The sequence below is a fragment of the Bacillus sp. MMSF_3328 genome, from assembly GCF_030733525.1.
Lineage (GTDB): Bacteria > Bacillota > Bacilli > Bacillales > Cytobacillaceae > Bacillus_AB > Bacillus_AB infantis.
In genome coordinates this window covers 68,349-81,801 of sequence record NZ_JASHIV010000009.1, presented here as the reverse complement: position 1 = coordinate 81,801, position 13,453 = coordinate 68,349, and the positions used below count along the sequence as shown (strand labels likewise).

At 47.3% G+C, this 13,453-nt stretch carries 14 protein-coding genes and 1 tRNA gene; 14 read left to right on the top strand and 1 reads right to left on the bottom strand.

Annotated elements, in window-relative coordinates:
* Positions 1-345: 345 nt before the first annotated feature.
* From RBB45_RS15590 to RBB45_RS15570, 5 genes are read left to right on the top strand one after another with little or no spacing between them, the layout of a single operon-like run.
* Positions 346-804, top strand: coding sequence for an 8-oxo-dGTP diphosphatase (locus RBB45_RS15590; RefSeq protein ID WP_094768572.1), 459 nt, complete (start codon positions 346-348; stop codon positions 802-804).
* A gap of 29 nt (positions 805-833) precedes the next feature.
* The gene (gene rapZ / locus RBB45_RS15585; protein ID WP_009793065.1) at positions 834-1,727 is read left to right on the top strand and encodes an RNase adapter RapZ; all 894 of its coding nucleotides are present in this window, start codon (positions 834-836) and stop codon (positions 1,725-1,727) included.
* Positions 1,724-2,707: a gluconeogenesis factor YvcK family protein gene (locus RBB45_RS15580; protein ID WP_009793066.1), complete on the top strand. Its 984-nt coding sequence runs from the start codon at positions 1,724-1,726 to the stop codon at positions 2,705-2,707. Before rapZ ends, RBB45_RS15580 begins: the two co-directional genes overlap by 4 nt.
* A gap of 42 nt (positions 2,708-2,749) precedes the next feature.
* Positions 2,750-3,700: a DNA-binding protein WhiA gene (gene whiA, locus RBB45_RS15575; protein WP_009793067.1), complete on the top strand. Its 951-nt coding sequence runs from the start codon at positions 2,750-2,752 to the stop codon at positions 3,698-3,700.
* 30 nt (positions 3,701-3,730) lie between these two features.
* Entirely contained in the window at positions 3,731-3,988 is a 258-nt protein-coding gene (locus tag RBB45_RS15570) for an HPr family phosphocarrier protein (RefSeq protein WP_009793068.1), read from the top strand.
* Positions 3,989-4,102: 114 nt separating this feature from the next.
* Here RBB45_RS15570 and clpP read toward each other — a convergent pair whose 3' ends face one another.
* Entirely contained in the window at positions 4,103-4,708 is a 606-nt protein-coding gene (gene clpP, locus RBB45_RS15565; RefSeq protein WP_009793069.1) for an ATP-dependent Clp endopeptidase proteolytic subunit ClpP, read from the bottom strand.
* 334 nt (positions 4,709-5,042) lie between these two features.
* Between clpP and RBB45_RS15560 the strand changes: the two genes are divergently transcribed.
* From RBB45_RS15560 to gpmI, 9 genes are all read left to right on the top strand, one after another.
* Positions 5,043-5,549: a DUF6241 domain-containing protein gene (locus tag RBB45_RS15560; protein ID WP_022544379.1), complete on the top strand. Its 507-nt coding sequence runs from the start codon at positions 5,043-5,045 to the stop codon at positions 5,547-5,549.
* A 96-nt stretch (positions 5,550-5,645) separates the two neighbouring features.
* Positions 5,646-5,717: transfer RNA gene (locus tag RBB45_RS15555), tRNA-Arg, on the top strand.
* A 193-nt stretch (positions 5,718-5,910) separates the two neighbouring features.
* Complete coding sequence (rpoN, locus tag RBB45_RS15550) at positions 5,911-7,242, top strand: RNA polymerase factor sigma-54 (RefSeq protein ID WP_224949681.1); 1,332 nt, start codon at positions 5,911-5,913, stop codon at positions 7,240-7,242.
* Between the two features lie 17 nt (positions 7,243-7,259).
* Positions 7,260-7,514, top strand: a complete 255-nt coding sequence (locus RBB45_RS15545; protein WP_371931600.1) for a glutaredoxin family protein — start codon at positions 7,260-7,262, stop codon at positions 7,512-7,514.
* Between the two features lie 152 nt (positions 7,515-7,666).
* On the top strand, positions 7,667-8,689 hold the full coding sequence (locus RBB45_RS15540; protein WP_009793074.1) for a sugar-binding transcriptional regulator: 1,023 nt from the start codon (positions 7,667-7,669) through the stop codon (positions 8,687-8,689).
* Between the two features lie 57 nt (positions 8,690-8,746).
* Positions 8,747-9,754 (top strand): type I glyceraldehyde-3-phosphate dehydrogenase, encoded by a 1,008-nt coding sequence (gene gap, locus RBB45_RS15535; protein ID WP_094768528.1) that lies wholly within the window; start codon positions 8,747-8,749, stop codon positions 9,752-9,754.
* 196 nt (positions 9,755-9,950) lie between these two features.
* Complete coding sequence (locus tag RBB45_RS15530; RefSeq protein ID WP_306009894.1) at positions 9,951-11,135, top strand: phosphoglycerate kinase; 1,185 nt, start codon at positions 9,951-9,953, stop codon at positions 11,133-11,135.
* A gap of 27 nt (positions 11,136-11,162) precedes the next feature.
* Positions 11,163-11,924: a triose-phosphate isomerase gene (tpiA, locus tag RBB45_RS15525; protein WP_009793077.1), complete on the top strand. Its 762-nt coding sequence runs from the start codon at positions 11,163-11,165 to the stop codon at positions 11,922-11,924.
* Positions 11,917-13,452, top strand: coding sequence for a 2,3-bisphosphoglycerate-independent phosphoglycerate mutase (gpmI, locus tag RBB45_RS15520; RefSeq protein ID WP_129613363.1), 1,536 nt, complete (start codon positions 11,917-11,919; stop codon positions 13,450-13,452). Before tpiA ends, gpmI begins: the two co-directional genes overlap by 8 nt.
* Position 13,453 lies beyond the last annotated feature (1 nt).

Below are 13,453 nucleotides of genomic sequence, written 5' to 3'. Positions count from 1 at the left end.
ATATAGGAATAGAAATTGACCCCCTTTTAAGATATAATCCTTTGTGCAGCACAGGCCTACATAGCCTGTGCTCTTTTTTTTGGGGCGAAGGCAAGACGCCTTTGCATTTCAATTTGTCCAGCTCCGGCGGCTAGAGCCTCGAGTCATAAGCCACAAAAGAATTAAAGGCAAAGAACGCCTTTTATTCTTTTGCGTCTTATGCTTGTCGGCTCTGGGCGAGCCGCCTCCACATTTCATTTTTTCATTTCATTGTGGCTGCATGACAAAAATAGTATAATGAAAAGAATATATTCGACAGGACTGCCTGTACGGCGGTCATGAGAAGGAAATGCTGAGGTGAGGCTGTTGCAGCGGGTCACGAATTGTGTGCTGTTGAAGGAAAATCAAGTATTGCTTTTACAAAAACCGAGACGTGGCTGGTGGGTAGCGCCCGGAGGAAAGATGGAGCCGGGTGAATCAGTCCGGGATTCCTGCATCAGGGAATTCCGCGAGGAGACAGGCATATACTTAAGAAACCCGGGCTTGAAGGGGATCTTTACCTTCATTATGAAAGACGGGGATAAGGTGCTTTCTGAATGGATGATGTTTACTTTCCTTGCACGGGAGTCTGATGGCATCAATCTGGATGAGTCGGAGGAAGGGAAGCTGGCCTGGCATGATTTTGATGATATTAAGAATCTGCCGATGGCTGCCGGCGATTATCACATTCTTGAATATATGATTCATGGAAATGGAATTATTTACGGGACGTTTACGTATACGCCGAATTTCGAGCTTCTAAGCTACCGGCTGGACCCGAGTTAAATAATATAGATTACAGGGGGAGAATAGGAATGAGCAGCGGTGCGGCGACTGATACACAAATGGTCATAATAACTGGGATGTCGGGAGCAGGGAAAACAGTGGCGATCCAGAGTTTTGAGGATCTTGGCTTTTTCTGTGTGGATAACCTGCCTCCGACTCTGCTTCCGAAATTTCTTGAACTGATGAAGGAATCAGGGAATAAGATGAATAAGGTTGCACTGGTCATGGACCTTCGCGGCAGGGAGTTCTTTGATCATCTATTCAAGGCGCTGGACGATTTGGCCGAAACTTCATGGGTGGCTCCGCAGATTTTGTATCTGGATGCGGATGACTCTACATTGGTCAGGCGCTACAAGGAAACGCGTCGTTCCCATCCCCTTGCTCCGTCAGGTTTGCCTCTTGAAGGCATCAAGCTTGAAAGGGAGCTTCTGGAGGAGCTGAAGGGGAGGGCCCAGCTGATATATAAAACATCAAACATGAAGCCGCGGGAGCTGAGGGAAAAAATCCTTGATCAGTTTTCAGTCAACCGGAAGACGACGTTTACCGTCAATGTAATGTCATTTGGCTTTAAGCATGGCCTGCCGATAGACGCAGATCTTGTGTTTGATGTACGATTTCTGCCGAATCCCCATTACATCGAGAGCATGAGGCCGAAAACCGGCTTGGACGAAGATGTGTCGACATATGTACTGAAATGGAATGAAACCAATAAATTTCTCGAAAAGGTTACAGATCTGCTGAGCTTCATGCTCCCTCACTATAAGCGCGAGGGCAAGGCCCAGCTGGTGATCGCGATTGGCTGCACAGGCGGCCAGCACCGTTCTGTAGCCCTAGCTGAGTATATTGCCCGCTTTTATGAAGCGGATTACCATACACATATCACTCATCGCGATATCGAGAGGAGAAAGGATAAAACAACATGACAGGTACAGAACAGCCTAGAATCGTCATCATAGGGGGAGGCACAGGGCTCCCGGTCCTCCTGCGCGGTTTGAAGAAGCATCCTGCAGATATCACAGCCATCGTGACGGTGGCTGATGATGGCGGGAGCTCGGGCCGCCTCCGGAATGAACTGCAGATTCCTCCCCCTGGGGATATTCGGAATGTTTTAGCTGCACTGTCTGATGTGGAGCCGCTCATCGAGGAAATGTTCCAGCACAGGTTCAGCACCGCGAATGAGCTTTCCGGCCATTCACTCGGCAACCTGATCCTTGCTGCCATGACCTCGATCACAGGCAATTTCACTCATGCCATCCAGGAAATGAGCAAGGTCCTCAATGTTAGGGGAAAGGTTCTCCCGGCTGCAGACCAGAGTGTCGTCCTCCATGCTGAGATGGAGGATGGGACAATTGTTTCAGGAGAATCCAAGATTCCATACTCAGGGAAAAAAATTAAAAAAGTCTTCCTGAGCCCTGAGGATGTCAATGCCCTGCCGGAGACCATCCAGGCCATCAGGCAGGCGGATCTGATCATCATCGGACCTGGCAGCCTTTATACAAGCATACTTCCAAACCTCCTTGTTCCGAACCTGGGAAGAGAGGTCTGCAATGCGAAGGCCAAAAAGGTCTATATCTGCAATCTGATGACGCAGGCAGGGGAGACGCTTGATTTTACGGCGAGCGATCATGTAAAGGCCATATATGACCATATGAACTGTTCTTTTATCAATACGATCCTTGTCAATAAGGAAGATATTCCGGAAAAAGTACAGGAGCGGTACAGCGAGGAGCTGGCCAAGCCTGTCCATTATGATGTGGCCAACCTGCAGGGGCTGGGCCTCGAGGTTGTCCACGGCGAAATCGTCAGCCTGGACGGCGGCGTTATCCGCCATGATACACAGGAAGTAGCAGATATTTTATTTTCTTTACTAATAAATGAAACCAGCAAGCGATATAAAGCGTAAATATAAATGTGCAAGCGTTTGTCTGGGCGGGGGGGTGAAGGTATGTCTTTCGCTTCGGAAACGAAAAAGGAACTAACCAACCTTGAAGTTAAAGACTGCTGCGGCAAGGCTGAATTATCAGCGCTTATTCGGATGAACGGATCACTCTCTTTTTCCAGCCGGAAACTAATTGTGGATATCCAGACAGAGAATGCCGCCATAGCGAGAAGAATTTATACACTGACGAAAAAGAATTACACCGTTCAAGTGGAGCTGCTTGTACGAAAAAAGATGCGCCTGAAAAAGAATAATGTCTATATTGTAAGACTGGCGCAGCAGGCGCAGGAAATACTCGCCGACCTGAAGATCCTGAAAGAGGGATTTGATTTTACCCATGATATTTCAGAGGAGCTTGTGAAAAAGAAATGCTGCAAGCGCTCCTATCTGCGCGGCGCCTTCCTTGCCGGCGGCTCGGTGAACAACCCTGAAACATCATCTTATCACTTGGAAATTTTTTCACTATACAAAGAGCATAATGATTCTTTGTGTGAATTAATGAATACATTTGGATTGAACAGCAAGACACTTGAAAGAAAAAAAGGCTATATCACGTATTTGAAGGAAGCCGAGAAGATCACCGAATTCCTGAACATCATCGGTGCCCACGGAGCGCTGCTGCGCTTTGAGGATATCCGGATTGTCAGGGATATGAGGAACTCGGTGAACAGGCTTGTAAACTGCGAGACCGCCAATCTTAATAAAACAATCGGCGCGGCTCTCAGGCAGGTCGAGAATATCCGTTATATCAAGGATACTGTCGGCCTTGATATACTCCCGGAAAAGCTCAGGGAAATTGCAGAGCTTCGGGTAGCCTATCAGGATGTAACCCTGAAGGAGCTTGGGGAGATGGTGTCAGGCAGCCATATCAGCAAATCAGGCATTAATCACCGACTTAGAAAAATAGATGAAATAGCAGAAAAACTGCGTTTAGGTGAATCCATAACAGGCAATTAGAAATAAGATAATATGGGAGGTTAGAGAGAAATGGTTGAAAAACAAGTGGAAGTAAAGCTGCGGACCGGCCTGCAGGCCCGACCTGCCGCCCTGTTTGTCCAGGAAGCAAACCGCTTTTCTTCAGATATCTTTTTGGAGAAGGACGGAAAGAAGGTCAATGCGAAGAGCATCATGGGCCTTATGAGCCTTGCAGTCAGCACCGGCTCTGTTGTAAACCTGGTGGCTGATGGAAGTGATGAAGAGGAAGCACTCGAAGAGCTTTCGCAATATATCCAGCAGGAAAGCTGAAAAAAACTGAAAAGGCACCCTGAGCATTTGTGCAGGGCGCTTTTTCTTTGTTTAACACCATAATCTCTTTAACCATAAAAAAGAGGGCTGAACCTGTCAGCCCTCTTGCTCTCTTTACTTGTCTTTCTTTTCTTCCAGGACATTGCGGCTGATGATCTGGTCGATCAGGCCGTATTCCAATGCTCTCTCAGCTGTCATGAAGTTGTCGCGGTCAGTATCCTTAGCGATCACTTCAAGCGGCTGGCCTGTGCGTTCTGAAAGGATTTGGTTCAGCTTTTCGCGAAGGAAAAGAATGCGCTTTGCGGCAATTTCGATTTCTGTTGCCTGGCCCTGAGCTCCGCCCAGCGGCTGATGGATCATGACTTCACTGTTTGGAAGGGCAAAACGCTTGCCTTTCTCGCCTGCTGCCAGAAGGAATGCACCCATGGAAGCGGCCATCCCGATGCAGACTGTGGAAACCTTCGGACGGATGTACTGCATCGTATCATAAATCGCCATACCGGCAGTGATGCTGCCGCCAGGGCTGTTGATGTACAAAGTGATATCCTTTTCAGGGTTTTCTGCTTCCAGGAATAGCAGCTGAGCTACAATGGAGTTTGACACATTATCATCGATCGCACTACCAAGCATGATGATGCGGTCTTTCAGAAGGCGTGAATAAATATCGTATGCGCGCTCGCCCCTGTTTGTCTGTTCAATAACTGTAGGGATTAAATTCATTTGTCAGTTCCTCCTTCAAGATAAAGATCCAACATACAACGGATTAAAGCATGTTCTTCCATAAGAAGAAATATTTTGGGTTCTGTATGTAATCATTATGATACACTGATGGTCAATAAAGGTCAAACAAATCGCTTATGGAAATCCAATATATGCTGCAATCATTTTATTCTCTCTTTAGCAGGATATACCTGCTTAATGCGGTATAATAATTGCATTGATAAAAATTTCCTTATCCATAACCATCATACCCACCTCTTCTATTTTTAAACAAAGGAAGCTGAAAATTGAAGTGGGGATACGGGCATGTAAATTAATGCTGGAGGCTGCGATTTTGTCTAAAAAAAAGAAATCATTTTTTCATAATAAGCTGCGGCTTGCAGGGCTGGGCCTGATCATCCTGGCACTGGCCGGATATGCTGCCTATAATTATACTTCACTAGGAAAGGGAGAACGGGCTGCGGAAGAAAGGTCAGCTTCGTCCAAAGGGGAAAAGGACTTGAAAAAGCTGTTCCCGGGCAATATGGAAGAATCAGCTGTACAGCAGGCCATCCATGACATGAGCCATCAAAAGGTGAAAGCGGAAAATAAATGGGGCGCACTGCAGATCACTCCTGACAGGATCAGCAGGCTGATCTATGTGGTGGAAGCCAATGAAATGAACTACCAGCATTCAGATTTATACCTGGATATCCTTAAAAGATGGAGTGAGGGCGACTTTTCGTCTGCAGCCAGGGACCATAACAGCATCTGGAAGCTCCAGGGCGGTACTGTCGGGGAAGCCAAAGGACTCCTGAGCGAAAAAGAGGAACAGAAGTATATCGAGAAAAACTTTAAATAAAATCGGCCGCTATAGTCAATTATTGTTTAACCATTGACAAAAAGCGGCCGGCTTTAGTATTATATACTAGTGTCTTATAGAAGACTTGTATGATTTGCCCTCGTGGTGCAACGGATAGCACGTAAGATTCCGGTTCTTGAGATGTGGGTTCGATTCCTGCCGAGGGCGTACCAAAAGCCTCCTGCCTGTTATAGGGCTGGAGGCTTTTTTTCGTTTGAAAGATGCTTTACAGCTTCGCGGGATGAACATCATGGAATCACCTGCCATAGTCCGGAATGCGAAAAGCTTCTGCTTTCTTTATATATATTCCCATTCACCATTCCCCTTCCATCATGTAAAATAGAAGAAGGGGGAATGTGCAATGAACATGAATGCAGGTTTATTTCAGCAGCAGTCGCTTAAATTGGCGATGACACAGGAGTTGTCCCAGGCGATTGCGCTCCTTCAATATTCTGCGCTTGAGCTTACGGCCTTTTTGGAGAGCAGGGCGCTTGAAAATCCCCTTATGCAGATAGAGACAGAAAATGTAAGGGCGATGGATCCGCGCCGCGACAGAGTCAGAGGTGCAAGCAGCAAGCTGAAAAAGGATGACAGATCGTGGATCGAGCAGATCAGGGCAAAAGACAATCTGCTTGAGGATTATTTGATCTCACAGCTTGAAATTAAATATATATCTCCTCTGATGGACAAGATCATCAGAAGGATTATTAAAAGTATAGATGAAAACGGTTACTTGCGTGAAAGTGTCACAGAAATTGCGGATGAGCTCTGCGTCAGTGAAGGCGATGCAGCTGAAGCACTCGCAGAGCTTCAGCTTCTGGAGCCGGCGGGCATTGGGGCGCGGACACTGCAGGAATGCCTCCTTTTGCAGGTGCAGCGGCTTTTGCGCCCGGATGATCTCGCTGAAGTGATCATGGAAGAGCATTTCGAATGGTTCGCCGATAAAAAGTGGAAGCAGCTGGCTTCGCTCCTTGGTGTGGAGCTGAAGGATATCCAGCGTGTCTCCGATTTAGTCAGAACGCTCAATCCAAGGCCTGCAGCGGCTTTTTCAAAAGAAAGTGCAGGCTATATTGTTCCTGATGTGGCTGTCAGCTGGGACGGCAGCTCTTTCCTGATAACCGTCCAGGATGAGCTGCTCCCAAAAGTCAGCTTTAACAGCCAGTATTATGAAAGCTTTAAAAGCACTGGCGACAAAGAGGTCAGGAAATACCTCCAGGACCGGTCGCAGGACTATAATTGGATTGTCCGCAGTTTGGAACAAAGGAAAGATACGATTAAAAAGGTTACAATGAAGCTGGTAGAAAAACAGCAGGATTTTTTCATTGAAGGGCCTGCAAAGCTGAGACCGATGACAATGAAAGAAATCGCGGATGAATTGGAAATCCATGAGTCGACAGTAAGCCGGACGGTCCGCGAAAAGTATGTCCAGACTCCTTTTGGCACATTTGAGCTGAAGACCTTTTTTACAAGCGCGGTAAAGACTACCGGTGCCGATGGTGCTTCGTCAGCAAGTGTGAAGAAGAAGATTGCTGCCATGGTAGAAGCTGAGGATAAACTGAAGCCTCTTTCTGACTCGGAGATCATGAGCATACTGGAGAAGGGGGATGCTATCGTCATTTCCAGGCGGACGGTCGCCAAATACAGGGACCAGCTGGGCATCCCCTCTTCAGCGAAACGCAAAAGATATGAATGAAGAAAGAAGGAAGTATAGTGAAAGATCGACAGATGCGATTATATACAAGAGAAGGCTGCCATTTGTGCGATAATGCAAAAAAATTAATCCTGGATCTTCAAGCAGAGCATGAATTTGAGCTTGAGGAAGTGGATATCACCGCCAGCGATGATCTGACTGAACGGTACGGGCTTATGATTCCGGTCGTGGAACTGGATGGGGAAGAGGTCCAGTTTGGGCGGATTGATCAATTTACGCTATATGAAGCGCTTACAGCAAAAAACCGGTTCTAATCAGTTGAATTCGCAAATCACTCCTGCTAGAATGTAATTGTAACAGGGGTGATTTTTTTTGGTTCAAGCGGGACATAATATGTCTATGCGGGACAGAAATTGACCACGTTAGAACGTTCCTATGTGGAATACTTCTAAAAAAGGGGCATGCGATGGACTCATTGATCGATATACAAAAAAGATTATTGCCTGATTTACTTACTGTTATGCAAAAACGCTACCAAATTCTTCAGTACATAGGTTTTATGCAGCCGGTGGGCCGAAGAAGTCTGGCAGTGAGCCTTGGATCAACGGAAAGAGTGCTTAGAAGCGAGGTTGATTTCCTAAAGAATCAAAATCTTATCTCTGTAGCAAGTTCAGGTATGAACCTGACAGCCGAAGGCAAGGATTTACTGGAAAGACTTGAAAGCATAATGAGAGACATAACGGGTATAGACATACTGGAAGCAAGGCTGAAAGAAGTCCTTGGCGTCCGGCAGGTGATTGTGGTTGCCGGCAACAGCGATGAATCACCATGGGTGAAAAGCGAGCTTGGCAGGGCCTGTGCGGCCAGTATGAAACAGAGGCTTAAAGGGAAGAATACCGTTGCTGTAACGGGCGGATCGACCATGGCGGCCGTGGCGGAGATGCTGACGCCCAATCTCTTTGACGACGAATTGCTGTTCGTCCCTGCACGGGGCGGCATCGGCGAGGAGGTCAAAAACCAGGCGAATACCATCTGCGCCATGATGGCGGAGCACACAGCCTCCCGCCACAAATTCCTTCATGTCCCGGATCAGGTAAGCAAGACGATGTACGAGACAATCATGAAGGAACCCGTTATTAATGAAGTATTGAATCTGATACAATCCGCTGGAATGGTTTTACATGGAATTGGAGACGCTATAACAATGGCGGAGCGCCGTAAAACGACACCGGAGGACTTATTGAAGATTCAGGAGCGGAAAGCAGTAGGAGAAGCATTCGGCTATTATTTCGATGAAGCGGGCGAAGTGGTCCATAAAGTGCAGACCATAGGGCTTCAGCTCAAAGACCTGGCAGATATCGAACATGTTATTGCAGTTGCCGGAGGGTCTTCGAAGGCAAAGGCAATAAGGGCCTATATGAAACAGGCGCCGTCCTCAACGATCCTGATCACGGATGAAGGCGCAGCAAAACAGTTGTTAAAAGGGTAATCCCCTTTAATATAAAACTAACAAATATCCCTACTATCTAAAGGAGGAAATATTAACATGGCAGTTAAAGTTGGTATTAATGGATTTGGAAGAATCGGGCGCAACGTATTCCGCGCAGCACTTAAGAACTCAGAAGTAGAAGTTGTAGCGGTAAACGACCTTACAGATGCAAACATGCTTGCACACCTTTTAAAATATGACACAGTTCACGGCACACTTAACGAAGAAGTTTCTGTAGACGGAGATTTCCTGGTAGTAGGCGGCCAAAGAGTGAAGGTTCTTGCAGAGCGCGATCCTGCTCAGCTTGGATGGGGAGACCTTGGCGTTGAAGTAGTAGTAGAATCTACTGGACGCTTCACAAAGCGCGACGATGCAGCTAAACACTTAGAAGCAGGCGCGAAGAAGGTTATCATCTCAGCTCCAGCTTCTGACGAAGATATCACAATCGTTATGGGTGTTAACCATGACAAATATGATGCAGGAAGCCACCACGTTATCTCAAATGCATCTTGTACAACAAACTGCTTAGCGCCATTCGCTAAAGTATTGAACGACAAGTTCGGCATCAAGCGCGGTATGATGACTACTGTTCACTCATACACAAATGATCAGCAAATCCTTGACCTTCCGCACAAAGACTACCGTCGTGCGCGTGCAGCTGCTGAAAACATCATCCCAACTACAACTGGTGCTGCAAAAGCAGTTTCCCTTGTATTGCCTGAACTGAAAGGCAAGCTGAACGGCGGAGCTATGCGTGTTCCAACTCCAAACGTTTCTCTTGTTGACCTTGTTGCTGAGCTTGACAAAGACGTAACAGCTGAAGAAATCAACGCAGCATTCAAAGCAGCTTCAGAAGGCGACCTTAAAGGAATCCTTGCTTACAGCGAAGAGCCGCTTGTATCAAGCGACTACAACGGAAGCCCTGCTTCTTCTACTATTGATGCATTGTCAACAATGGTTATGGAAGGCAGCATGGTAAAAGTAATCTCTTGGTATGACAACGAATCAGGCTACTCTAACCGCGTTGTAGACCTTGTAGACTACATTGCAAAGCAAGGCCTTTAATAGGCACGATTTAAAACAATAAATAAGCTATTGTTTGGTCCTGTATGAACTCCGGGAACCGAAGCTTTCCTTTAAAACCCTGTTTTATTGGATAAAAAAATAGCGAACATCTATAATGATGGGGAAAAGGGGAGCGGGAAACAATTCCCTCTCCCTTTTCTTTTGAACACTATCAGAAACTGGGAGGTCCTTTGCCGTGAACAAAAAAAGCGTAAAAGACATTGATTTAAAAGGTAAACGCGTTTTTTGCCGTGTGGACTTTAACGTGCCGATGAAAGATGGCTCTATTACGGACGAAACTCGCATCACAGCAGCTCTTCCTACCATTCAGTACTTGACTGAACAGGGAGCTAAAGTCATCCTTGCAAGCCACCTTGGCCGTCCAAAAGGCCAGGCAGTAGAAGAACTGCGCCTTACACCAGTTGCCAAGCGCTTATCAGAGCTGTTGGGCAAGGTTGTAAAGAAAGCAGACGAAGCCTACGGTGAAGCTGTACAAGGGTTGGTTTCCGAAATGGCTGAGGGCGATGTGCTCCTTCTTGAAAACGTCCGCTTCTACCCTGGTGAGGAAAAGAATGATCCTGAGCTGGCAAAGGCGTTTGCAGAACTTGCGGATGTGTATGTAAATGACGCATTCGGCGCTGCCCACCGTGCCCATGCTTCAACTGAAGGCATTGCACACCATCTTCCGGCTGTTTCCGGCCTGCTGATGGAAAAGGAACTGGACGTTCTTGGAAAAGCGATGTCCAATCCGGAGCGCCCGTTTACGGCAATTGTCGGCGGAGCGAAGGTAAAGGACAAAATCGGTGTTATCGAAAACCTGCTTGATAAGGTAGATAATCTGATCATCGGCGGAGGTCTTGCTTATACGTTCGTTAAAGCACAAGGCCATGAAATCGGGAAATCCCTTCTTGAAGAAGACAAAATCGATCTTGCCGATTCGTTCATGAAAAAGGCAGAGGAAAAAGGCGTTAAATTCTATATGCCTGTCGATGTGCTTGTTGCGGATGATTTCTCCGAGGATGCCAATATTAAAGAAGTTTCCATTGAAGAAATCCCTTCAGACTGGGAAGCGCTTGATATCGGTCCGAAGACACGTGCCATCTATCAGGATGTCATCAAATCAAGCAAGCTTGTCATCTGGAACGGCCCTATGGGTGTGTTTGAACTGAATGCATTTGCAGGCGGAACGAAAGCAGTAGCCGAAGCCCTTGCTGAATCCCAGGATACATATTCGGTAATCGGCGGCGGAGACTCTGCGGCTGCAGTCGAAAAGTTTGATCTTGCTGATAAAATGAGCCATATCTCAACAGGCGGCGGCGCTTCCCTCGAATTCATCGAAGGAAAAGAGCTTCCTGGTGTAACGGCTTTAAATGATAAATAAGCAAAAGAGTTGAAAGGATGTGCCGGAATGCGTAAATCAATTATTGCAGGCAACTGGAAAATGCATAAAACCCTGCCTGAAGCGAAAAGCTTCTTAGAGGAAATCAACGGCCTTGTACCTTCAAAGGAAGATGTTGATACAGTCGTTTGTGCTCCAGCTTTATTCTTAGAGCGACTTGTTGAAAGTGCAGAAGGCCATGACGTCGCAATCGGCGCCCAAAATATGCACTTTGAAGAAAGCGGTGCTTTCACAGGCGAAATCAGCCCGAAAGCCCTTCAGGACATTGGTGTATCTTATGTAGTGCTTGGTCACTCAGAGCGCCGTGAAATGTTCAACGAAACAGACGAAGCTGTTAACAAAAAGACTTTGGCTGCGTTCAACTACAACCTGACACCGATTGTTTGTGTCGGCGAATCGCTCGAACAGCGCGAAAACGGCGAAACAACTGAAATCGTCGGCAGCCAGGTGAAAAAAGCCCTTGCCGGCCTGACAGAAGACCAGGTGAAGCAGACTGTTATCGCTTATGAGCCTATCTGGGCAATCGGGACAGGCAAATCTTCCACTTCTGCGGATGCAAACGAAGTTTGCGCCCATATCCGCCAGGTGGTAGGCGAGGAGTTCTCAACTGCGGCAGCTGAGGCAGTCCGCATCCAGTACGGCGGAAGCGTTAAGCCGGAAAACATCAAAGAATACATGGCCCAGCCTGATATCGATGGTGCACTGGTCGGAGGGGCGAGCCTTGAGCCGAACTCATTCCTTCAATTACTGGAGGCAGGCAAGAATGAGTAAATCCCCAGTAGCACTGATTATCCTGGACGGATTCGCCCTGCGCGGTGAACGGATGGGAAACGCAGTTGCTCAAGCGAACAAACCGAACTTTGAGCGTTATTGGAACAAATATCCCCACTCTACCCTGCAGGCAAGCGGAGAAGCAGTCGGCCTTCCTGAAGGGCAGATGGGGAACTCGGAAGTAGGACACCTGAATATCGGTGCCGGAAGGATCGTCTACCAGAGCCTGACAAGGGTGAATGTGGCCATCCGTGAAGGCGAGTTTGAAAAGAATCAAACCTTTTTAGACGCAATTAACCATGCGAAGGAGAACGATAAAGCTCTCCATCTGTTTGGCCTTTTGTCCGACGGCGGTGTCCACAGCCATATCCACCACCTGTACGCCCTGCTGAAGCTTGCAGCTGATGAGGGACTAAAAAAGGTATATATCCACGGTTTCCTTGACGGCCGAGACGTCGGTCCGAAAACAGCCGAGAAATATATCAAAGAAGCACAGGAAAAAATCAAGGAATATGGAGTAGGCGAATTTGCGACCATCTCAGGGCGCTACTATTCCATGGACCGCGACAAGCGCTGGGACCGTGTGGAGAAATCCTACCGTGCGATGGTGTACGGAGATGGACCATCTTATTCCGATCCGCTTGATCTTGTCGAAGACAACTACAAAAACGGAATCTTTGACGAGTTCGTCATTCCATCCGTGATTACAAGGGAAAACGGAGAACCGGTGGCAACCATTGAAGACAATGACTCTGTCATTTTCTACAACTTCCGCCCTGACCGTGCGATCCAGATTTCCAATACATTCACAAACAAAGATTTCAGATCCTTTGACAGGGGCCCAGGGCACCCGCAGAATCTGCACTTTGTCTGCTTCACCCACTTCAGCGAAACCGTTGACGGCTATGTAGCGTTCAAGCCAAACAACCTGGACAACACGGTCGGCGAGGTTTTGGCCCAGAACAATCTTAAACAGCTGCGCATCGCTGAAACTGAGAAATACCCGCACGTAACATTCTTTATGAGCGGCGGGCGTGAAGAGAAATTCCCAGGCGAAGAACGGATCCTCATCAATTCGCCAAAAGTGGCAACCTATGATCTTCAGCCTGAAATGAGTGCATATGAAGTAACCGATGCCCTCGTGAAAGAAATAGAAGCAGATAACTTTGATGCTATCATCCTGAACTTTGCTAATCCTGATATGGTCGGGCACTCCGGAATGCTCGAGCCGACAGTGAAAGCAATCGAAACTGTGGATGAATGCCTTGGCCGCATTGTTGACCTGATCATTCAAAAAGGCGGTCATGCCATCATCACAGCTGACCACGGAAATGCAGACGAAGTTGTCACCCTTGAAGGCAATCCAATGACAGCACACACCACTAATCCGGTGCCTGTCATCGTAACAAAAGAAGGGGATGAGCTGCGCGAGGACGGAATCCTTGCTGATCTTGCCCCAACCATGCTTGACCTGCTCGGAGTTGACAAGCCGGTAGAAATGACCGGCACAACGATTTTAAAAAAATAAT

Coding starts and splice junctions, on each gene's coding strand:
- rapZ (WP_009793065.1), top strand. CDS start 834: ATGAGCAGCGGTGCGGCGACTGATACACAAATGGTCATAATAACTGGG.
- RBB45_RS15540 (WP_009793074.1), top strand. CDS start 7,667: ATGGACTCATTGATCGATATACAAAAAAGATTATTGCCTGATTTACTT.
- tpiA (WP_009793077.1), top strand. CDS start 11,163: ATGCGTAAATCAATTATTGCAGGCAACTGGAAAATGCATAAAACCCTG.
- RBB45_RS15580 (WP_009793066.1), top strand. CDS start 1,724: ATGACAGGTACAGAACAGCCTAGAATCGTCATCATAGGGGGAGGCACA.
- gap (WP_094768528.1), top strand. CDS start 8,747: ATGGCAGTTAAAGTTGGTATTAATGGATTTGGAAGAATCGGGCGCAAC.
- clpP (WP_009793069.1), bottom strand. CDS start 4,708: ATGAATTTAATCCCTACAGTTATTGAACAGACAAACAGGGGCGAGCGC.
- gpmI (WP_129613363.1), top strand. CDS start 11,917: ATGAGTAAATCCCCAGTAGCACTGATTATCCTGGACGGATTCGCCCTG.
- RBB45_RS15570 (WP_009793068.1), top strand. CDS start 3,731: ATGGTTGAAAAACAAGTGGAAGTAAAGCTGCGGACCGGCCTGCAGGCC.
- rpoN (WP_224949681.1), top strand. CDS start 5,911: ATGAACATGAATGCAGGTTTATTTCAGCAGCAGTCGCTTAAATTGGCG.
- whiA (WP_009793067.1), top strand. CDS start 2,750: ATGTCTTTCGCTTCGGAAACGAAAAAGGAACTAACCAACCTTGAAGTT.